This is a genomic window from Pseudomonas sp. WS 5412, from assembly GCF_012985615.1.
Classification (GTDB): domain Bacteria; phylum Pseudomonadota; class Gammaproteobacteria; order Pseudomonadales; family Pseudomonadaceae; genus Aquipseudomonas; species Aquipseudomonas shahriarae.
In genome coordinates this window covers 163,585-184,146 of record NZ_JAARMB010000013.1, presented here as the reverse complement: position 1 = coordinate 184,146, position 20,562 = coordinate 163,585, and the positions used below count along the sequence as shown (strand labels likewise).

General features: G+C 60.3%; 17 protein-coding genes. 12 read left to right on the top strand and 5 right to left on the bottom strand.

The genetic code is table 11. The features are described from left to right. Positions 1-353: 353 nt before the first annotated feature. The gene (locus HBR94_RS18220; RefSeq protein ID WP_169960702.1) at positions 354-1,232 is read right to left on the bottom strand and encodes an acyl-CoA dehydrogenase family protein; all 879 of its coding nucleotides are present in this window, start codon (positions 1,230-1,232) and stop codon (positions 354-356) included. Between the two features lie 130 nt (positions 1,233-1,362). Between HBR94_RS18220 and olsB the strand changes: the two genes are divergently transcribed. Together olsB and HBR94_RS18210 are read left to right on the top strand one after the other, a co-directional pair. Then, on the top strand, positions 1,363-2,118 hold the full coding sequence (olsB, locus tag HBR94_RS18215) for an L-ornithine N(alpha)-acyltransferase (protein ID WP_057439788.1): 756 nt from the start codon (positions 1,363-1,365) through the stop codon (positions 2,116-2,118). After that, positions 2,118-2,909: a lysophospholipid acyltransferase family protein gene (locus tag HBR94_RS18210; protein ID WP_170045321.1), complete on the top strand. Its 792-nt coding sequence runs from the start codon at positions 2,118-2,120 to the stop codon at positions 2,907-2,909. Before olsB ends, HBR94_RS18210 begins: the two co-directional genes overlap by 1 nt. A gap of 39 nt (positions 2,910-2,948) precedes the next feature. Here the strand turns inward: HBR94_RS18210 and HBR94_RS18205 are convergent, their stop codons facing one another. Continuing rightward, positions 2,949-3,533, bottom strand: a complete 585-nt coding sequence (locus tag HBR94_RS18205; protein WP_115127561.1) for an ACP phosphodiesterase — start codon at positions 3,531-3,533, stop codon at positions 2,949-2,951. A 154-nt stretch (positions 3,534-3,687) separates the two neighbouring features. Here HBR94_RS18205 and HBR94_RS18200 point away from each other — a divergent pair, with 154 nt between their 5' ends. The 3 genes from HBR94_RS18200 to HBR94_RS18190 are packed head-to-tail and all read left to right on the top strand — an operon-like array spanning position 3,688 to position 6,261. Next, complete coding sequence (locus tag HBR94_RS18200; RefSeq protein WP_170045320.1) at positions 3,688-4,002, top strand: helix-turn-helix transcriptional regulator; 315 nt, start codon at positions 3,688-3,690, stop codon at positions 4,000-4,002. A gap of 10 nt (positions 4,003-4,012) precedes the next feature. Next, positions 4,013-5,179 carry an MFS transporter gene (locus HBR94_RS18195; protein ID WP_057958749.1) on the top strand — a complete coding sequence of 389 codons (1,167 nt, stop codon included), beginning with the start codon at positions 4,013-4,015 and terminating at the stop codon, positions 5,177-5,179. A gap of 26 nt (positions 5,180-5,205) precedes the next feature. Next, the gene (locus HBR94_RS18190) at positions 5,206-6,261 is read left to right on the top strand and encodes an alkene reductase (RefSeq protein WP_057439794.1); all 1,056 of its coding nucleotides are present in this window, start codon (positions 5,206-5,208) and stop codon (positions 6,259-6,261) included. Positions 6,262-6,518: 257 nt separating this feature from the next. Here the strand turns inward: HBR94_RS18190 and HBR94_RS18185 are convergent, their stop codons facing one another. Further along, positions 6,519-7,151: a TetR family transcriptional regulator gene (locus tag HBR94_RS18185; RefSeq protein ID WP_057439796.1), complete on the bottom strand. Its 633-nt coding sequence runs from the start codon at positions 7,149-7,151 to the stop codon at positions 6,519-6,521. Between the two features lie 265 nt (positions 7,152-7,416). On the opposite strand from HBR94_RS18185, the gene HBR94_RS18180 reads away from it, so the two are divergent. The 7 genes from HBR94_RS18180 (at position 7,417) to HBR94_RS18150 (ending at position 19,280) form a co-directional block, all read left to right on the top strand. Further along, entirely contained in the window at positions 7,417-8,559 is a 1,143-nt protein-coding gene (locus HBR94_RS18180) for an efflux RND transporter periplasmic adaptor subunit (RefSeq protein WP_057439798.1), read from the top strand. A gap of 3 nt (positions 8,560-8,562) precedes the next feature. Beyond that, positions 8,563-11,730 (top strand): efflux RND transporter permease subunit, encoded by a 3,168-nt coding sequence (locus tag HBR94_RS18175; RefSeq protein ID WP_057958748.1) that lies wholly within the window; start codon positions 8,563-8,565, stop codon positions 11,728-11,730. Further along, complete coding sequence (gene adeC, locus HBR94_RS18170) at positions 11,730-13,187, top strand: AdeC/AdeK/OprM family multidrug efflux complex outer membrane factor (protein WP_057958747.1); 1,458 nt, start codon at positions 11,730-11,732, stop codon at positions 13,185-13,187. The genes HBR94_RS18175 and adeC overlap by 1 nt, the downstream gene beginning before the upstream one ends. Before the next feature lie 166 nt (positions 13,188-13,353). Beyond that, the gene (locus HBR94_RS18165; protein WP_170045319.1) at positions 13,354-14,604 is read left to right on the top strand and encodes an OprD family porin; all 1,251 of its coding nucleotides are present in this window, start codon (positions 13,354-13,356) and stop codon (positions 14,602-14,604) included. 331 nt (positions 14,605-14,935) lie between these two features. Further along, on the top strand, positions 14,936-15,835 hold the full coding sequence (locus HBR94_RS18160; protein ID WP_057958745.1) for a polysaccharide deacetylase family protein: 900 nt from the start codon (positions 14,936-14,938) through the stop codon (positions 15,833-15,835). A gap of 183 nt (positions 15,836-16,018) precedes the next feature. After that, the gene (locus HBR94_RS18155; protein ID WP_170045318.1) at positions 16,019-17,560 is read left to right on the top strand and encodes a M91 family zinc metallopeptidase; all 1,542 of its coding nucleotides are present in this window, start codon (positions 16,019-16,021) and stop codon (positions 17,558-17,560) included. 37 nt (positions 17,561-17,597) lie between these two features. Then, positions 17,598-19,280 carry a M91 family zinc metallopeptidase gene (locus HBR94_RS18150; RefSeq protein WP_170045317.1) on the top strand — a complete coding sequence of 561 codons (1,683 nt, stop codon included), beginning with the start codon at positions 17,598-17,600 and terminating at the stop codon, positions 19,278-19,280. A gap of 27 nt (positions 19,281-19,307) precedes the next feature. On the opposite strand, the gene pcaC is transcribed toward HBR94_RS18150, so the two are convergent. Then, on the bottom strand, positions 19,308-19,700 hold the full coding sequence (gene pcaC, locus HBR94_RS18145; protein ID WP_170045316.1) for a 4-carboxymuconolactone decarboxylase: 393 nt from the start codon (positions 19,698-19,700) through the stop codon (positions 19,308-19,310). Between the two features lie 61 nt (positions 19,701-19,761). Further along, positions 19,762-20,553: a 3-oxoadipate enol-lactonase gene (gene pcaD / locus HBR94_RS18140; protein ID WP_057958741.1), complete on the bottom strand. Its 792-nt coding sequence runs from the start codon at positions 20,551-20,553 to the stop codon at positions 19,762-19,764. Positions 20,554-20,562: the final 9 nt, after the last annotated feature.

Sequence of the window (20,562 nt, the reverse complement as noted above, 5' to 3'; positions counted from 1 at the left end):
CTTTGAGGTCCATAGGTTTCAGCTCTTCCCAGGGCATGGTCAGATCCTCACAAAATCGACCCTGCCAGTTAATAACTGTTACCTATGTGCGTGAACTGATTTGTAACCCATGTGGGTGAGTCATACCGGCAAGAGCCCTTTGCTTACTTTGGGGCTTTTCCAAAGTGAGCCGCCGTCAGGGCGGAACCCTAAGTGGCCATGACCGCAGCAACGGATATGTACACAAACCTAAGAATCACTAAAGAGATGTGTAGATACCTATGCCCCGATGGCGGTATATCAGTCACCGCCTGTATTGCCTGCCCCCCCTGCTATCGCGGGCAAGCCCGCTCCCACACAAGCTCATCCCACAGTCAGCGGGGGGCTGGGTTCAGGGCTTTTTCCAGACGTTTGGCCCGGGCGCTGGCGGCGAGGTCCAGCACGGCTTGGTCGCGCTGCCACATCGCGGCCCACGGTCCCGCCCCCATCGCCTGATTGACCTGCGCCTTCAGCGCCTCAAACTGCACAAACAATCCCCCCAACAACACATGCCCCGCCGCCGACGCGCTGGGTTGGCGAACAACCTCGGCGCAGCCGGCCAGCAATGCCAATAACTGCAAACGCAGGGCCTGGGGCCAGTCGCACTCCTGGCCGATGCCATGCAGCCAGGCGGTCATCGCGCTGAGTACATAGGTGTCCTCCAGGGTGCGGAAGGGTTTGACGTAATCGTCCCAGCCATCCCCCGGCAAGCGCTCGCAGGCGGCGTGGTCGAGGTAGACGCGACCATGGCTGATATCGGGCATCAAGGGGATCGCCGGCAAGGGCTCCACACGCACGCCGGGCTCGCCGGCCAGCACCACGGCCAGGGTCAGGCGCGGCTTTTCGCCGGGGGCCTCGCAGCGGGCGGCGATCAACAGCCAGTCGGCGGCATCGCCGGCGGTGACGAAGTCCTTGCGTCCGCTCAGGCGCAGGTCGTCCAGGCGCGTTTGCATATCCAACGGGCGCAGGCTGCGCTGTTCGGTCGCACACAGGGCGCCCAGGCTGTGGGGCGCGCTGGGCCATAACGCGCGCAACGCTGCTTGATAACCCACCAGGAACGCCAGGCCGGGCGTGGCCATCAGGCGGGCGCCCTGGGTTGCCAACTCAAAGGGTGTGAGCGGCCCCAGGCGTTGCAATAAAACGCTGTAGCCCTCGGCCAGGTTGGCGTGGACGGGCAGTCGGGCAGGTCGGTCGAGCAACGCGTGCCAGGGCATGAAAGGCTCCTTGGGGGCTGTCATCTAAGCGTCACCGTAGATTCATGGAGATGACACCGGGGGTACATAGCCTGACTTTGCACAACAAAGTCGACTGGCCGCAACCCTGGCCGGCACCTGGAGACTCGCCATGACTCAGATCGCCCGCATCAGTGACACCGGCAATGAACGCCGTCTGCAAGCCGAACGCCTGATCGGCGCCCAGGCTTTGCAGGAAGCTCAGGCCCTGCGTTTCAGCGTTTTCAGCGGCGAGTTCAATGCCAAGCTGAAAGGCGCGGAGCTGGGCCTGGACATGGATGACTATGATGTTCACTGCAGCCACATTGGCGTACGGGACTTGAACACCGGGCGCCTGGTGGCCACCACCCGCCTGCTGGATCACCAGGCGGCCAGCACCCTGGGCCGGTTCTACAGCGAAGAAGAGTTCAGCCTCCACGGCCTTCTGCATTTGCAGGGGCCGATCCTGGAGATCGGCCGTACCTGTGTCGACCCGGCCTACCGTAACGGCGGCACCATCGCGGTGCTGTGGGGCGAGTTGGCCGAGGTGCTCAACCAGGGCGGCTACAGCTACCTGATGGGCTGCGCGAGCATCCCGATGCACGACGGCGGCATCCAGGCCCACGCGATCATGCAGCGCCTGCGCGAACGCTATCTGTGCAACGAACACCTGCGCGCCGAACCGAAAAAACCCCTGCCGAGCCTGGACTTGCCGTCCAACGTCATCGCCGAAATGCCGCCGCTGCTCAAGGCCTATATGCGCCTGGGCGCGAAGATCTGCGGCGAGCCGTGCTGGGACGAGGATTTCCAGGTGGCCGACGTGTTCATCCTGCTCAAACGCGACGAGTTGTGCCCGCGGTATGCCCGCCACTTCAAGGCGGCCATGTGATGGGCCGCCTGCGGGTCTACGGGCGGATCGCCCGCGTGCTGCTGGTGGTGGCCCTGGGCTTGAGCATGGCCGGCGTGTTTGGTGTGTTCGAGCGCCTGGGAATCGCCAACTCCATGGTGCGGCGCCAGCGCTGGTCGCGGTTTTTCATGGCGCGCCTGAGCAATGCCCTGCCCTTTCGCGTGACGGTGCACGGTGAGCTGCCGCAACAGCCGATGCTGTGGGTCAGCAACCATGTGTCCTGGACCGACATCCCGCTGCTGGGGATGGTGGCGCCGCTGTCATTCCTGTCCAAGGCCGAAGTGCGCACCTGGCCAGTGGCCGGTTGGCTGGCCGCGAAGGCCGGCAGCCTGTTTATCCGCCGTGGCTCGGGGGACAGTCAGTTGATTCGCAAACAGATGACTCGTCATCTCGAGCAAAAACACCCGCTGCTGATGTTCCCCGAAGGCACCACCACCGATGGCCGCAGCCTGCGCACCTTCCATGGCCGGCTACTGGCCAGCGCGATTGATGCCGAGGTGGCGCTGCAACCAGTGGCGATCCGTTATTTGCGCGATGGACAGATTGATCCGCTCGCACCGTTTATTGGTGACGATGATTTGCTCTCGCACCTGATGCGTTTGTTTGCCAATGATCAGGGCGACGTTGAGATTCATCTGCTCAAGCCCATTGCCTGCGCCGGCCAGGAACGTGCGGCGCTGGCGTATCAGGCGCAGCAGGCGGTGCAGAAGGCCTTGTTCGGGCCGGTGCCACAAAACCAGCCCGTGCCGGTTCGGCCGGCGTATGCGGCCTGAAGCAAACGCAGTACCCAATGTGGGGGCTTGCTCCCACATTCAGGTTTGTATTACCAAGTGGCTATTCGAGAACGCCTGCAACTGGGGATAGAACACCCGGAAATCCTCGCTCAACGGCTCATACAGCACCCGCAACTCCTGCATCGCCTGGTCCAGTTCCTGGGGTTGGCTCAGGCGCCGGGAAATCCCCCGCAGCACATGCTCCATCACCGCAAACTCGCGGTAGGAGCCCAGCCAGTCATCCGTCGCCATAGACGGTGCAATCTGCGCCAGGCGCCCCGGCAATTGCGGTTCGGCCGCCAGCACCTGGTACACCTGGGAGGTAAAGCGCTCCAGTGGCTGATCGGCATACAACGCCCAATCCCGCGCCAGGCAATGGTCGAAGAACACGTCGAGGACGATCCCCGCATAACGACGCCGAGTCAGGGTAAACCGTGACAACGCCTGCCCGACCAATGGGTGGCTGTCGGTGAAACGGTCGATGGAGCGATGCAGCTGGATCGCCGCCTCGATTTGCGGGCTGTACTGGCCCTGCAGGCGGCCTTTGACGAAATCGCCATAGAGGCTGCCCAGCAGTTGTGCAGGAAGTTGGCCGCCGAGGTGCAGATGTGCGAGATAATTCATGGCGCGCAGTTTAGCACTGCTGCCAACGTATCGTTATAACCCGATATACCGATTTATTAAGTAACAAGATCAAAATCGTATTGGTATATCGGGATATAGCGATTTAAAGTTCGCCTCATCGCGATATAACGTTTTACCCACACCGAGCCCTGCCATGTCCATTGACCTCGACGAAATAATAAAAGCCCTGGCACACCCAGTACGGCGAGACATTCTCAACTGGCTGAAAGACCCGAAAGTGCAGTTCCCCGAACAAGTCCACAACCACGAGTACGGCATCTGCGCCGGGCAGATCGACCAACGCTGCGGCCTGTCGCAGTCCACCGTGTCGGCGCACCTGGCAACCCTGCAACGGGCAGGCCTGATCAGTAGCCAGAAAGCCGGGCAGTGGCACTTTTTCCGCCGCAATGAAGACGTCATCCAGGCGTTTATCCAAGCCATCACCGAAGAACTCAGCCCATCGCTGTAAAGGATCCCGCATGCCTCTCTCGCTCCTCATACTGGCCTTAAGCGCCTTCGCCATCGGCACCACCGAATTCGTCATCATGGGCCTGTTGCCCGATGTGGCGGCCGACCTTGGTGTGTCGATTCCTGGCGCCGGCTGGCTGGTGACTGGCTACGCCCTGGGCGTGGCCATTGGTGCACCCTTCATGGCACTGGCCACCGCCAAACTGCCGCGCAAGGCTGCCCTGGTAGCGTTGATGGGCATTTTCATCGTCGGCAATCTGCTTTGCGCCCTGGCCAGTGACTACAACGTGTTGATGTTTGCCCGGGTAGTAACCGCGTTATGCCACGGTGCCTTCTTTGGGATCGGCTCGGTGGTGGCCGCCAACCTGGTGCCAGCCAACAAACGCGCATCAGCCGTGGCCCTGATGTTCACCGGCCTGACCTTGGCCAACGTGCTCGGAGTGCCCCTGGGCACCGCGCTGGGCCAGGAAGCCGGCTGGCGCTCGACCTTCTGGGCGGTGACGGTGATTGGTGTGATCGCGCTGATCGGCCTGATCCGCTTCCTGCCGGCCAAGCGTGATGAAGAGAAACTCGATATGCGCGCCGAACTGGCGGCCCTCAAGGGTGCCGGGATCTGGTTGTCGCTGAGCATGACCGCGCTGTTTGCCGCGTCGATGTTCACCCTCTTCACCTACGTCGCGCCGCTGCTCGGTGATGTCACCGGCGTCTCGCCCAAAGGCGTGACCTGGACCCTGCTGCTGATCGGCCTGGGCCTGACCGTGGGCAATATCATCGGCGGCAAACTGGCGGACAAACGCCTGGCGGCGACCCTGATTGGCGTGTTTATCAGCATGGCCGTGGTGTCCACCGCATTGACCTGGACCAGCGTCGCCATCATCCCCACCGAAATCACCCTGTTCCTCTGGGCCACCGCGTCGTTTGCCGCCGTACCGGCACTGCAGATCAACGTGGTGACCTTCGGCAAGGCCGCGCCCAACCTGGTGTCGACCCTCAATATCGGCGCTTTCAATATCGGCAACGCCCTGGGCGCCTGGGTCGGCGGCAGTGTGATTGCCCACGGTTTCGGCCTGACCAGCGTGCCGCTGGCGGCTGCGGCCCTGGCGATCCTGGCGCTGGTGGTCACGCTGATCACCTTCCGCCAGAGCGCCGATGCTGACCTGGCCCCTGCTACCCATTAATCACTTAGAACAGACGAGTATTTGCGATGACGACTATTTTCGATCCGATCAAACTGGGTGATGTGCAGCTGTCGAACCGCATCATCATGGCACCGCTGACCCGCTGCCGTGCCGACGCCGGTCGCGTGCCCAATGCGCTGATGGCTGAATACTACGTGCAGCGGGCGTCTGCCGGCCTGATCCTCAGCGAAGCCACTTCGGTGACGCCGATGGGCGTGGGCTACCCGAACACCCCAGGCATCTGGTCCAACGACCAGGTGCGCGGCTGGACCAACATCACCAAGGCCGTGCACGGCGCCGGCGGCAAGATCTTCCTGCAACTGTGGCACGTGGGGCGGATCTCCCACCCGTCGTACCTGAACGGCGAGAGCCCGGTAGCCCCGAGCGCCATCCAGCCCGCCGGCCACGTCAGCCTGGTGCGCCCGCTGGCCGACTACCCAACCCCACGAGCCCTGGAAACCGCAGAAATCGCCGATATCGTCGATGCCTATCGCGTGGGTGCCGAGAACGCCAAGGCTGCCGGTTTTGACGGGGTGGAAGTGCACGGCGCCAATGGCTACCTGCTCGACCAGTTCCTGCAAAGCAGCACCAACCAGCGCACCGACGAATACGGCGGTTCCCTGGAAAACCGCGCGCGACTGTTGCTGGAAGTGACTGACGCGGTGATCGAAGTCTGGGGCGCCGGCCGCGTGGGGATGCATCTGTCGCCACGGGCCGACCTGCATGACATGGGCGATGCCAACCTGGCAGAAACCTTCACCTACGTCGCCCGTGAACTGGGCAAGCGTGGCATCGCCTTTATCTGCGCCCGCGAGAAAGAAGCCGGCGACAGCCTGGGCCCGCAATTGAAAGCCGCGTTCGGCGGTCCGTACATTGCCAACGAACGCTTCACCAAGGACAGCGCCAATGCCTGGCTGGCCTCGGGCAAGGCCGATGCGGTGGCGTTTGGCGTGCCGTTTATCGCCAACCCGGACCTGCCGGCCCGTCTCAAGGCCGATGCATCATTAAACGAAGCGAACCCACAAACCTTCTACAGCCCAGGCCCGGTCGGCTATATCGACTACCCGACCCTGGCGCTCTGACCCGCAACAATGCAAAAGCCCCGGCTCGCAAGAGCCGGGGCTTTTTATTGGATCTTGAAAACACCGCGCCCGCTCCCACAGGTTCGGTAACAATCCTTCACAGCAATGAAACAATATCGCTACAAAATACTTAGCCGGCTACCTTTCAACCTGGGGCCAGCGCGTATATAACGTCACCCCACAAATAAGTCGGAAGGACGATTGATCATCCTTAGGCTTTACTGTTGACACCAACGAACGCAATTACGCATTTTGTATCAATTGTGCAGGCTGGGACTCAAGCGCAGCATGTCCAGCCCGATATCCACCAGGCGCTCGGCCTGCTGATACAGCTCAAAGCTGTCTGGCACCAGTAGCCACTGGCCAATAAGCCCGTTGATGTAGGCATGAATGCACACTGCCCCGCGAGCGGTGTCGAGGTTTTCCGGAAGTTGCCCGCGGTGGACTGCATTGCGCAGTGTCAGGCCAATGCGCAGGTTGCACTCAAGGCTGTGGGTCTGGCGCTGACGGCGCATGTCACACATTTCATCGGTAAATTCGCACTTATGGAACAAGATCTCATTAATGCGCCGGGTTTTCGGGTCCAGGGCCACCTGATGAAAAAGATGGATCAGCAGCTTGCGCATGCAGCCCAGCGGATCTACCTCATCCTCGCTTTCACTGGCCCTGGCCAATTCGTCCAGGGGCTCGTGCAGCGTGTCCAGCAGCGCCTGCAGCAGGTCCGACTTGTTGCTGAAGTGCCAATAGATCGCGCCTCGCGTCACGCCCGCCCGCGCCGCGATATCCGCCAGCGTAGTACGCGCAACGCCACGCTCATAAAAGGCTTGCTCGGCAGCTTCAAGAATCTGGCTGCGCGTTTCCTGAGCTTCCTCTTTGGTACGACGAACCATGGCAGTAACACCTCAATCAGGACACGAGCGGTGGTTGATAACCACCTTCTGAATAATTATGGGACGACACCGTCAAGGGCGCCGAACGTAATAGAATCGAGGCTTTCAGCGCTGCCTTGCAAGGAATCCGCGAAGCCTGTCAAGAGTTTACAAACAACCATGAACGTAAGTATATTGCCTAGCAAGCTACTTATCTACTCACTGCCTGTTTTTTACCCTTCCACACTTCTTGTGCGCATCGAGCGCGCCTGACCCGAGGATCTTCATGCAACTTAAGCCAGCTGTTACCGCTCTGGTCACTGCCGTCGCCCTGGCATCGCTGCTCAGCGGATGTAAAAAGGAAGAAGCGGCTCCGCCCGCTCAAACCCCTCAGGTCGGCGTGGTCACTATTCAACCTCAAGCCTATACCCTGACCTCCGAATTGCCGGGCCGCACCACTGCATTCCGCATCGCGGAAGTCCGCCCGCAGGTCAATGGCATCATTCTCAAGCGTCTGTTCAAGGAAGGCGGCGACGTCAAGGAAGGCCAGCAGCTCTATCAGATCGACCCATCGGTGTATGAGGCGACCCTGAAAAGCGCCCAGGCCAACCTGCAACAGACCAAGTCGATTGCCGACCGCTACAAACAACTGGTCAACGAGCAGGCCGTCAGCCGCCAGGAGTACGACACCGCCGTATCCAACCGCATGACTTCCGAAGCCAACCTGCAGACCGCTCAGATCAACGTGCGCTACACCAAGGTGTTCGCCCCGATCTCCGGGCGTATCGGGCGTTCCTCGGTCACCGAAGGCGCGCTGGTCAGCAATGGCCAGGCCGATGCCATGGCCGTGATCCAGCAACTGGACCCGATCTACGTCGACGTCACGCAATCCTCCGCCGAGATGTTGAAGCTGCGTCGCGACCTGGAAAGCGGCCAACTGCAGAAATCCGGTGAAAACGCGGCCATGGTCAAGCTGACCCTGGAAGACGGCAGCGAGTACGCGCAACAGGGCAAGCTGGAATTCTCTGAAGTGTCGGTCGACCAGACCACCGGTTCGGTAACCCTGCGCGCCGTGTTCCCCAACCCTGATCACACCCTGTTGCCGGGCATGTTCGTCCACGCCCAACTGCAAGCAGGCGTGAACAGCAAGGCGATCCTCGCCCCACAACAAGGCGTGACCCGCGACATCCGGGGCATCCCGACTGCGCTGGTCGTGACCGCCGACAACAAGGTCGAACAGCGCGTGCTGGTGGCCAACCGTACCGCTGGCGCCTACTGGCTGGTGGAAAAGGGCCTGAATGCCGGTGACCGTGTAATCACCGAAGGCTTGCAGTTCATCAAGCCGGGCATCACGGTTGACGCGAAGGAAGCCACCAACGCCAAGCCTGCCGGTACTGCTCCTGCCGCCGCCGCTGGCAAAGGGGAGTAATACATGTCGAAATTTTTTATCGACCGTCCCATTTTCGCCTGGGTAATTGCCCTGGTGATCATGCTGGTCGGGGCACTGTCGATCCTGAAGTTGCCCATCAACCAATACCCGGCCATCGCGCCAACCGCCATTGATATCCAGGTGACCTACCCAGGCGCGTCCGCACAAACCGTGCAGGACACCGTGGTACAGGTGATCGAGCAGCAGCTCAACGGTATCGACAACCTGCGTTATGTGGCCTCGGACAGTAACTCCGACGGCAGCATGACCATCACCGCGACGTTCAACCAGGGTACCAACCCGGACATCGCCCAGGTTCAGGTGCAGAACAAGCTGAACCTGGCGACCCCATTGCTGCCGCAAGAAGTGCAGCAACAAGGGATCCGCGTAACCAAGTCGGTGAAGAACTTCCTGATGGTGATCGGCCTGGTGTCCGAAGACGGCACCATGAGCAAGGATGACCTGTCCAACTACATCGTTTCCAACATCCAGGATCCGATTTCGCGGACGTCTGGCGTGGGTGACTTCCAGGTCTTCGGTTCCCAGTACGCCATGCGTATCTGGCTGGATCCGGCCAAGTTGAACAACTTCCAGATGACCCCGGTGGATGTCAGCAGTGCCATTGCGGCGCAGAACGTCCAGGTGGCCACCGGCCAGTTGGGCGGCCTGCCAGCCCTGCCCGGCACCCAGTTGAACGCCACCATCATCGGCAAGACCCGTCTGCAAAGCGCCGAGCAGTTTGAAAAGATCCTGCTGCGCGTGAACAGCGATGGCTCCCAGGTGCGCCTGGGCGATGTCGCCCGTGTCGAGTTGGGTGGCCAGAACTACAGCATCAGTGCCCAGTTCAACGGCAAGCCGGCTTCCGGCATGGCGATCAAACTGGCCTCGGGCGCCAACGCCCTGGACACCGCCAAGGCCATCCGTGCCACGGTCGCGTCCCTGGAGCCGTTCTTCCCGCCAGGCATGAAAGCCGTGGTTCCGTATGACACCACCCCAGTGGTGACCGAGTCGATTTCCGGAGTAGTCGATACCCTGGTCGAGGCGATCATCCTGGTGTTCCTGGTGATGTACCTGTTCCTGCAAAACTTCCGCGCCACCATCATCACCACCATGACAGTACCGGTGGTATTGCTGGGTACGTTCGGCATCCTCGCGGCCTTCGGCTTCACCATCAACACCTTGACCATGTTCGGCATGATCCTGGCCATCGGCTTGCTGGTGGACGATGCGATCGTGGTAGTGGAAAACGTCGAGCGGGTGATGGCCGAGGAGCATCTGTCGCCTAAAGAGGCAACGGTCAAGTCCATGGACCAGATCCAGGGCGCCCTGGTAGGTATTGCCCTGGTACTCTCGGCGGTACTGCTGCCGATGGCGTTCTTTGGCGGCTCGACGGGGGTCATCTATAAACAGTTCTCCATCACCATTGTGTCGGCGATGGCACTTTCGGTACTGGTTGCACTGATCTTCACCCCGGCACTGTGCGCCACCATGCTCAAGCCGGTCGACCCCGAGAAACACGGCCAACCCAAGCGTGGTTTCTTCGGCTGGTTCAACCGTACCTTCGACCGTGGCGTACTGAGCTACGAGCGCGGCGTGGGCAACATGATCAAGCACAAGGCGCCTTCGTTCCTGGTGTACCTGATCATCTTCGCCGGCATGATCTGGCTGTTCACCCGTATCCCAAGCGCGTTCCTGCCCGAGGAAGACCAGGGCGTGATCTTCGCCCAGGTACAGACGCCGGTTGGTTCTTCGGCCGAACGCACCCAGACCGTTATCGACGACATGCGTGCTTTCCTGTTGAACGACAAGGAAGGCGAGCCCGGTGAAGGCAAGGCCGTGCAATCGGTATTTACCGTAAACGGCTTCAACTTTGCCGGTCGTGGCCAAAGCTCGGGCCTGGCATTCGTCATGCTCAAGCCATGGGACCAGCGCGACGCATCCATGTCGGTGTTCGAAGTGGCCAAGCGTGCCCAGGGCTACTTCTTCCAGACCTTCAAGGACGCCATGGTGTTTGCCATCGTGCCCCCATCGGTACTGGAGTTGGGTAACGCCACCGGTTTCGACGTGTTCCTGCAGGACCAGGGCGGTGTGGGTCACGAAGCGTTGATGAACGCACGTAACCAGTTCCTCGGCATGGCCGCGCAGAGCAAGATCCTGGCCGGCGTACGTCCCAACGGCGTCAACGATGAGCCGCAGTACGAGCTGACCATCGACGACGAGAAAGCCAGTGCCCAGGGCATCAGCCTGTCGAGCATCAACCAGACCCTGGCGATTGCCTTGGGTGGCAGCTACGTCAATGACTTCATCGACCGCGGTCGAGTGAAGAAGGTCTACATCCAGGGTGAGGCCGCTGGCCGGATGACCCCTGAAGACCTGAACAAATGGTTCGTGCGCGCCAACGACGGAAAAATGGTGCCACTATCAGCAATTGCCTCTGGCAACTGGATCTTCGGTTCGCCGAAACTGTCGCGGTACAACGGTGTAGCGGCGATGGAAGTCCTCGGTACCCCGGCGCCTGGCTACAGCACCGGTGATGCGATGGCGGAAGTCGAACGCATCGCCAAGCAATTGCCGGCAGGTGTGGGCTATGCCTGGACCGGTCTGTCCTATGAAGAACGCTTGTCCGGCTCCCAGGCACCTGCGCTATATGCCCTGTCGTTGCTGGTGGTGTTCCTTTGCCTGGCAGCGTTGTACGAAAGCTGGTCGATCCCGATTGCGGTAGTGCTGGTAGTACCGCTGGGCGTGATCGGTGCACTGATGGCCACCAGCCTGCGAGGACTGTCCAACGACGTGTTCTTCCAGGTGGGGTTGTTGGTCACCGTGGGCCTGGCCTCGAAGAACGCCATCCTGATCGTCGAGTTCGCCAAGGAACTGCATGAACAGGGCAAGGGCATCGTCGAGGCGGCCATCGAGGCGTCCCGCATGCGTTTGCGTCCGATCATCATGACGTCCATGGCGTTCATCCTCGGCGTACTGCCGCTGGCGATCTCCTCGGGTGCAGGTTCGGGCAGCCAACACGCAATCGGTACCGGCGTAATTGGCGGTATGATCACCGCCACTGTTCTGGCTATCTTCTGGGTGCCACTGTTCTTCGTGACCGTGTCCGCCATTGGCAGCCGGAAAAAAACTGACAAGTCCGATACACCGAATACTCCTAAAGAGGCTGGCTAATGCGCAAGTCGCTACTCTCCCTGGCAGTCACGGCATTTGTGCTCAGTGGCTGCTCGCTGATCCCTGATTATCAGCAGCCTGAAGCGCCGGTGGCCGCCCAGTTCCCGCAGGGGCCGGCGTACTCGTCGGCCCAGGCACCAAGCCAGGCCGCGGCCGAGCAAGGCTGGAAGCAGTTTTTCCACGACCCTGCCCTGCAGCAACTGATTCAGGTCGCGTTGGTCAACAACCGTGACCTGCGCGTCGCCGCGCTGAACATCGACGCCTTTGCCGCGCAGTACCGCATCCAGCGTGCCGACCTGTTCCCGGCCGTCGGCGCCAATGGCAGCGGCAGCCGCCAGCGCGTTCCGGCACGGGCCTCGCAAACCGGCGAATCGAACATCACCAGCTCCTACTCGGCGACCCTCGGGATCAACGCCTACGAACTGGACCTGTTCGGCCGGGTGCGCAGCCTGAGCGAAGAAGCGTTGCAGAAGTACTTCGCCACTGAAGAAGCACGCCGCAGCACGCAGATCAGCCTGGTGGCCAGCGTGGCCAATGCCTACCTGACCTGGCAGGCCGACAAGGAACTGCTGAAGCTGACCCAGGACACCCTGGCCGCCTACGAGCAGAGCTTCAAGCTCACCTCGCGCAGCAACGAAGTCGGCGTGGCCTCGGCCCTGGACTTGAGCCAGGCGCGGACCTCGGTTGAAAGCGCCCGCGTGCAACTGGCCCGCTACACCCGCCAGGTGGCCCAGGATGAAAACAACCTGACCCTGCTGCTGGGCACCGGTCTGCCGGCGAATCTCGTCACTCAGCCGCTGTCCGACGACCTGTTGAGCGAAGTACCGGCCGGCCTGCCTTCAGACCTGCTGCAACGTCGCCCCGACATCCTCCAGGCCGAGCACAACCTCAAGGCTGCCAACGCCAACATCGGCGCGGCACGGGCTGCGTTCTTCCCGAGCATCAGCCTGACGGCCAATGCCGGGACTTTGAGCCCGGACCTCGGCGGCCTGTTCAAGGGCGGCTCGGGTACCTGGTCGTTCGCACCGCAGATCAACATCCCGATCTTCAACGCCGGTAGCCTGCGCGCAAGCCTGGACTACTCGAAGATCCAGAAAGAGATCAACGTCGCGACCTACGAGAAGTCGATCCAGACCGCGTTCCAGGAAGTCTCCGACGGCCTGGCGGCACGTGCGACCTACAACCAACAGTTGCAGGCCCAGCGTGACTTCGTCTCGGCCAACCAGGACTACTACCGTCTGGCCGAGCGTCGCTACCGCATCGGGGTTGATAGCAACCTGACCTTCCTCGACGCCCAGCGCCAGCTATTCGCTGCCCAGCAAACGCTGATCACCGACCGCCTGGCCCAACTGACCAGCGAAGTGACCTTGTACAAGGCCCTCGGTGGCGGTTGGAACGAACAGACGGCGCAGAATGAGCCGGTGAAAGAAGAAGCGCCGAAGCTCAAGTTGTTCTGATCGGCGTAGCAACACAGGAAGCCCACCTTTTGGTGGGCTTTTTCATGGGCGTACAGTTCCGTTCGATCACCGCCCAGAACCCGCCCTCCCCCAATTGAACCGCCCCGGCAACGCCCCGCACCATGGCCCGCACCTGAAAACCACCAATAACAACAGGTCCCACGCCATGAGCACCTTGCACCCTCGCCGGCTATTGCTGGCTACCGCTGTCGCCAGCCTTGCCCTCCCAGTCGTCGCCGAGGAACACGGCTTTCTGGAAGATGCCAGCGCCAACCTCAACCTGCGCAATTTCTTCTTCAACCGCAATTTCACCAACCCGACCAAGGCCCAGGGCGGCGCGCAGGAGTGGACGCAGAGTTTCATCCTCGACGCCAAGTCCGGTTTCACCCAGGGCACCGTGGGGTTCGGGGTGGATGTGCTGGGCATGTACGCGCAAAAGCTCGATGGCGGCGGCGGCTCCGGTGGCACCCAATTGCTGCCCCTGGATCACGATGGCAAACCGGCCGACAACTTCGGCCGCCTGGGGGTGGCGTTCAAGGCACGGATTTCCCAGACCGAATTGAAAGTCGGCGAGTGGATGCCGGTGCTGCCGATCCTGCGTGCGGACGATGGCCGCTCCCTGCCGCAAACCCTGCGCGGCGGGCAGATCACGTCCAAAGAGATCGCCGGCCTGACCCTGTATGGCGGCCAGTTCCGCGCCAACAGCCCGCGAGACGACAGCAGCATGACGGACATGTCGATGTTCGGTAAAACTGCGTTCACCTCCGATCGCTTCAACTTCCAGGGCGCCGAATATGCGTTCAACGACAAGCGCACCCAGGTCGGCGTGTGGAATGCCCAGCTCAAGGACATCTACCGCCAGCAATACCTCAACCTGACCCACAGCCAGCCCGTGGGCGACTGGACCCTGGGCGCCAACCTCGGCTTCTTCTATGGCCAGGACGACGGCAGCGCCCGTGCCGGCAACCTGGACAACCGGACCTGGTCCGGCCTGTTCTCGGCCAGGTACGGCGGCCACACCTTCTATGTCGGCCTGCAAAAACTCAATGGCAACAGCGCCTGGATGCGGGTCAATGGCACCAGCGGCGGCACCCTGGCCAACGACAGCTTCAATGCCAGCTATGACAACGCCGAAGAACGCTCCTGGCAGCTGCGCCACGACTACAACTTCGCCGCACTCGGCGTACCGGGCCTGACCCTGATGAACCGCTACATCAGCGGCAGCAACGTGCACACCGCCACCGTCAGCGATGGCAAGGAATGGGGGCGGGAAAGCGAAGTGGGCTACACCGTGCAAAGCGGCAGCCTGAAAAGCCTGACCCTGCGCTGGCGCAATTCCAGCATCCGTCGCGACTTCAGCAACAATGAGTTTGATGAGAATCGGTTGATTGTCAGTTATCCCCTTAGCCTGCTGTAGGCTGCCTCGCACTGACTAGGGGTACCAGCACTGGATATCTGCGGTGGCCCCCCCTGGAGCAGGCCGGCGACAAACCTGCGCGAGATACGCCCAACGGCGAACTTCAGGCCGCCGGTCTGCCGACCGCTGCCGCCCCCCCTTCAGTGTCAGTGCTGAAGGGGCCGCTTGCCGCGAGTAGCGCACCGGCCCACCAGCGTTTAGCCTCAATGAAGAGATGGTCGCCCGTTGTAGTTCGTCAGCCAGTTGATCACCCCGGTTATTCTTGCTGTATGGTGCCCGCCTGTTGCGGCCTCTCCTTAGGCGCAATCTGTGTCAGAGCCCGGCCCATACCATGAAATCCTTCGCCATCACCGCCGCCGTGTTCGCTTTGGCACTGAGCCTCAGCGCCTGCATCGGCGCGCCCGTGGCATTGACACCCCAGACCGAACAGCGCCTGCACGCCCAGGCCCCGATCCGTTTCCTGCTGACGTTCGATGACGGCCCCAGCGCCTCGGGCTACGCCAACCCTAGCCGTTTGGTCATCGAGAGCCTGGCCAACAACCCGGTGCAACCGGGAATCAAGGCGATCTTCTTTTTGCAGACCGAGGCCTGGCGCTCTGGCGGCAGCCCGCGCGGGCGCAAGACCATGGAGCGCGAGCACGCCGCCGGCCATATCCTGGCGTTTCACACCGCCACGCGCTGGCATAGCAATCATCGCCTGTTGAACGACGAAGAGCTGACGCAGACCTTGAGCCTGGGCGCCGCGACTATCGCCTCGATCACCGGCGCTGCGCCGAACCTGATACGCCCGCCCTTCTGGAACTACGACAAACGCACCTTCGCCGCCTACCAGCGCCACGGCATGCAGATTTTGCTGACCGACCTGAGCGCCAATGACGGCAAGATCTGGGGCTTCAATGCCAGCCCACGGCGTCGGGCCAACCTGCTGCGGCAGCTGTCGCTGGTGCGCGAACGCATTGCCCTGGGCGAACTGCCGACTGTAGAAGGGGTGATCCCGGTGGTGGTGACCTTTCACGACATCAATCGCTACACCGCACGGCATCTGCAGGAGTACCTGCAGATCCTGATGGACAGCGCCCAGGCCAATGGCCTGAAGACCGCCGCCGAACCGTTCTACACCGACCGCTCGGCACTGGAGCGCGGGGCCCTGGCGCGCACGGTGAAGGATGCCAGCCAAGCCGTGCACTTACCGGGGATGTGGGACTGGGTGTGGGACGCCGCCCCCCAATGATCCAACCCGACCACAGAGCCGTGTTTCGTTAACCGACACCCCAGACGATTTAGCGACGTGTGCAGCGGGCGCGAGCAAATTTCATTACGCCAGGACACAAAGCATCGGCCAGTATGGCGGAACCCTTTTATTCCAATCATCAACCTACAGAGAGCCCCCTATCTCGAATAGAAAGGTTCTCTGATGAACACTATCGCGCCACTGAACCACAGTCTGCCCCTCCCTTCCCTTGAGCCTTCCACACACTCGGCACCCGCCCCCGCCAAGAGGGAGCGCCGTCAAGCGCCCTCCTTGGCGCAGGACACTGGAGAAAGCCCTGCTCCGCCTGCGAGACGCGTTCGCCCATCGCAAGAACAGGAAGCGATACTGGTCGATGACGGTAATCTGATTGCCCGGCATTCAATCCGCACCCGGCAATATGACCTGGATAAACCCACCCTGCTGGACGATAAGCTGACGCTTGAAACAGGTAATACCTCAGACACTATTCATGTCAGTAACCGTACCGACGGACGACTCAATGTAGAGGTCAATGGCAAGTCATACATCTTTGACGCAAGAGACGCGAAGGATGAAGTCCCCACAAAACTCGTGATTAAAAGTAACGGTGGTGACGACAAGATAAAGGTCGATGCCGATGTCATGCTTTACGTAACGATTGAAGCGGGGGATGGCAATGATCACGTAAGGGCGGGAGGTGGTCCAAGCCGCCTGCTGGGAGGCAATGGCAACGACTTTCTCCAGTTGGGCAGCGGTGCAGGCTATGCCGAAGGCAATGAGGGTAGCGACATGATGATAGGCGGCTCCGGTAACGCCATTCTGTACGGCAATAACGGCAACGACTGGATGTATGCGGGGCCTGGGGCAGCCAGCAAAAAAAGCCACATGGACGGCGGCAGCGGCTCAGACACAATGTATGCCGGCAACGGCCACACGATTATGAATGGCGGCCGGGGTGACGATGTGATGCTGGGTCGCGATCGAACCACCTTTTACAGCGGCAAAGGTAACGACACGATCCGCTCCAACAATCGGGACGACCTTATCTACGCAAAACCCAGCGACAGGTTCCTGAACTCTGCGCACGCGAAGTTAAGAGCGGTCATACCCAGTGAAGCCGGTAAAAGAGGGTTTAACGTCCAAGGCACAGCAGAGTTCAAACAACGCGTCGAAGATGACCTGGAGCTTTTACGCAGCTCGCCGGCAGGCCAGAAAATGCTTGCCGAGATGGACGCCGCCGCTGACAGAAATGGAGTACCGGTAACCCTTCAGGATGGCGGAAAAAGAGACAGGACAGATTACGCGTTCAACCAGCAAGAGCCGGATCAGTTGGATCCTGAGGCCCCCGTGAAAGGTTATGTTCACAACGGGGTACAGGGCGCGCCAATCACCGATGGCGTCGTCCGCTACTCCCCTTCCAGTACGTTTGACGCCCCTGTATCAGGCGGTTTTCCGATAACAAATCTCTACCATGAAATGGTGCATGCCTATAACGGCGCCACGGGTTCCTTCCTCCCCGGAACGACCGAGGAGCCGGTCGCGGGTGAACCTCCCGAAGACACACCCAATATTGAACGACAGGCTGTCGGTCTGCCGACCGGTGCCGAGCCGTTCGACTTTGACCATGATCCGCTCACCCCGCCGACCGCCACCAATCCCGCCCCCTTCACGGAAAACTCTTTACGCAAAGAAATGGGACTTAATCTGCGCAATCGCTATACCTGACACTCCTTGTTTTAAAGCAGGCCAATGATACATAACCGTGCGCGACCGCGAAGTTCTACGCGTTCATGTGTGGTCCGAAAAAAACGGTATTGAAGTTCGGCGGAATCCTGTTCAGGCGGCCAACCACTCATCTCCAAACCCCCTATCGCGAGACGATGCAATGTCCATCTCAGCCCCTGCACAGTATCCAAACGTATTCTCCTCATCCGCACTCAGTCCAACACCGGCTGCTAACGCCCTGCAAAACCCCATTTCCATTGAAGTTCCCCTGCTACAAAACTCAAATGCGACTTTCACACCGAAATCAAAACTAACACCAGACCAACACTACGTAGAAAAATATCCAACCTATACAAACTCTGCTCCTTTATATAAGGACGACCTTATCAAAATCACCCATAAAACCACTTGGGAGACGGTCAGCGACAATGAACGCACAAACAGAAGCAACGTCATCAAAATCGAAACAGGTGAAAAGCCCGACGTTATAAAAGTCAATCAACCTTCGAACAATGAAGTCCAGCTGCAAGTCAACGACAGGCATTACACATTAAAAATCAACAATCACGAAAGTTACCCTGAAGAACTGCACATCAAGTCAAAAGGCGGCGATGATCACATTCGGGTTGATCCGCGCGTGACGATCCCCATTACGATCGAGGGCGGTAAAGGTCGAGACCGGATTGAAGCCCTTGGCAGTGGTGATACCCGTGTCTACGGAGGAGCGGGGAACGACAACATCACGCTGGGTAGCGGCAACGGCTACGCCGAAGGGAATGACGGCAATGACACAATGAAGGGCGGATCAGGAATAGCCGTCATGTATGGGAATAACGGCAACGACACTATGTCCTCCGGGACTGGCAGCGAAGGCACATTCAGCTATATGGATGGCGGCAACGGCAACGACACGATGGTCAGCGAAAGCCCGATGAATGTCATGCATGGCGGCCCCGGTGATGATTTGATGACAGGAAAGGCACAGACCGTGTTCTATACAGGGCGTGGTCGGGATCGTGTCAACTCATACAATGCAAACGATACTATCTATGCCAAGAAATATGACCTCGTCACCAGTATCCCCGGCACCCGATATAAAAAAGTCAACATCAGCAATGCGGGTCATAAAGCGTTGAAGATCGAAGGTTCAAGCAAATTCAAACAACAAACCCAGGATGATCTTGAATTCTTCAGAAACTCACCAACGGCACAAAAAATGCTGAGTGAACTGGACCGGGCCGCCGAGCGCAACGGTTCCCCCATAACAATCCGAGAGACTACCGTCCGCCCCAATTATACATTCACCAACAACTTCACCAGAGAACACGACAAACAATTAAAAGAATATGACGACCTCGCAGAATCGCCCCAATTGGGCTTCATACACGGCAACACCAAAGGCTCGGTCGCCACGGGGGCAAAGATACACAACAATCCCGGCCTCATCTTCCGTGAGCCTCCGGTCATCAGCCTCTACCATGAAATGGCCCACGCCTATAACGGCGCCAATGGCACCTTTTTACCCGGCAAAACCGCAGATGAACCGAATCCGGAGCGCCAAGCCGTCGGGGTAGAGACCAATGCCCCCGCCTTTGATTTTGACAACGACCCGTCGACACCCCCGACGACTACCAACCCCAACCCCTTTAATGAAAACGCATTGCGTGAAGAAACGGGTACTGCGCGGCGGGATGCTTACTTTCCGCCTGACGAGGGGTGAGCGGCTCCAGGCGGGGGTAAATCGCCGTCAATCCCGCGACTCGACCCCCAACTCATCCCACACCGACTCGGCCAGGTGAAACGTCGCATTGGCCGCCGGGATCCCACAGTAGATCGCGCTCTGCATCAGTACTTCCTTGATCTCGGCACGGGTCACGCCATTGCTGGCGGCGGCGCGCAGGTGCAGTTTGAGCTCTTCGTTGCGGTTCATACCGATCAGCATGGCAATGGTGATCAGGCTGCGGGTGTGCCGGGGCAAGCCCGGGCGGGTCCAGATATCGCCCCAGGCATGGCGGGTGATCATTTCCTGGAACTCGCTGTTGAACTCGGTCAAGGCATTGAGGCAGCGATCGACATGGGCATCGCCCAGCACTTCACGCCGCACCTTGAGCCCATCGGCGTAACGTTGTTTCTCGTCCACAAAACCTCCTAAAACCAAACAGTAATGACTGTGCCACAACAAGCGCTACTCGCCTGGACCATCAGCCCGCCAACAAGAACGCCAGTACCCGCTCGCTGAACGCAGCCCCGGCCTGTACGTTGGACAAGTGCGCCGCATAAAACTCGGCATACTCGGCGCCCGCGACACGCTCTTGAATAAAGTGCCCGCCGGCCGGCGGTGTGACGGCATCCTCAGTACCGGCAATCACCAGCGTCGGCACCTTGATAGACGCCAGTTGCTCACGCAGATCCGCATCGCGCACCGCGCCACAGTTGGCGGCATAGCCTTGGGGCGATGTGGCCGCGAGCATGTCGGTAATGCGCTTGGCCTGAGCGGGATGAGCCTGGGCAAAATCGGCAGTAAACCAACGCGCAACCGACGCATCACGCAAGCCGACCATTGCCGCCTGGCCCTCGCGCAGGACCATTTCGATCCGCGGGTTCCAGATGTCCGCAGTGCCGATCTTGGCTGCCGTGTTGCACAGCACCAGCTTGAGCAAGCGCTCACCGGCGTTGATGCCCAGCCACTGGCCAATCAACCCGCCCATGGACAAACCGCAGAAATGCGCACGCTGGATATCCAGCGCATCCAGCAACGCCAGCACGTCACGCCCCAGTTGCTCAATGCTGTAGGGGCCCTCGGTGACCAGGGATTTGCCGTGGCCACGGGTGTCCAGGCGCAGCACCCGAAAATGCTCGGTGAAGGCCGGCATCTGGGTATCCCACATATGCAGGTCGGTGCCCAGTGAATTGGACAGCACCAGTACCGGCGCGCCTTCAGGACCTTCCAGTTGGTAATTCAGTTCGCCATCGGCGAGTCGTACAAATCCCACAGCAGCCTC

Coding starts and splice junctions, on each gene's coding strand:
- adeC (WP_057958747.1), top strand. CDS start 11,730: ATGCGCAAGTCGCTACTCTCCCTGGCAGTCACGGCATTTGTGCTCAGT.
- HBR94_RS18155 (WP_170045318.1), top strand. CDS start 16,019: ATGAACACTATCGCGCCACTGAACCACAGTCTGCCCCTCCCTTCCCTT.
- HBR94_RS18210 (WP_170045321.1), top strand. CDS start 2,118: ATGGGCCGCCTGCGGGTCTACGGGCGGATCGCCCGCGTGCTGCTGGTG.
- olsB (WP_057439788.1), top strand. CDS start 1,363: ATGACTCAGATCGCCCGCATCAGTGACACCGGCAATGAACGCCGTCTG.
- HBR94_RS18160 (WP_057958745.1), top strand. CDS start 14,936: ATGAAATCCTTCGCCATCACCGCCGCCGTGTTCGCTTTGGCACTGAGC.
- HBR94_RS18165 (WP_170045319.1), top strand. CDS start 13,354: ATGAGCACCTTGCACCCTCGCCGGCTATTGCTGGCTACCGCTGTCGCC.
- HBR94_RS18180 (WP_057439798.1), top strand. CDS start 7,417: ATGCAACTTAAGCCAGCTGTTACCGCTCTGGTCACTGCCGTCGCCCTG.
- HBR94_RS18220 (WP_169960702.1), bottom strand. CDS start 1,232: ATGCCCTGGCACGCGTTGCTCGACCGACCTGCCCGACTGCCCGTCCAC.
- HBR94_RS18185 (WP_057439796.1), bottom strand. CDS start 7,151: ATGGTTCGTCGTACCAAAGAGGAAGCTCAGGAAACGCGCAGCCAGATT.
- HBR94_RS18175 (WP_057958748.1), top strand. CDS start 8,563: ATGTCGAAATTTTTTATCGACCGTCCCATTTTCGCCTGGGTAATTGCC.
- HBR94_RS18190 (WP_057439794.1), top strand. CDS start 5,206: ATGACGACTATTTTCGATCCGATCAAACTGGGTGATGTGCAGCTGTCG.
- HBR94_RS18205 (WP_115127561.1), bottom strand. CDS start 3,533: ATGAATTATCTCGCACATCTGCACCTCGGCGGCCAACTTCCTGCACAA.
- HBR94_RS18195 (WP_057958749.1), top strand. CDS start 4,013: ATGCCTCTCTCGCTCCTCATACTGGCCTTAAGCGCCTTCGCCATCGGC.
- HBR94_RS18200 (WP_170045320.1), top strand. CDS start 3,688: ATGTCCATTGACCTCGACGAAATAATAAAAGCCCTGGCACACCCAGTA.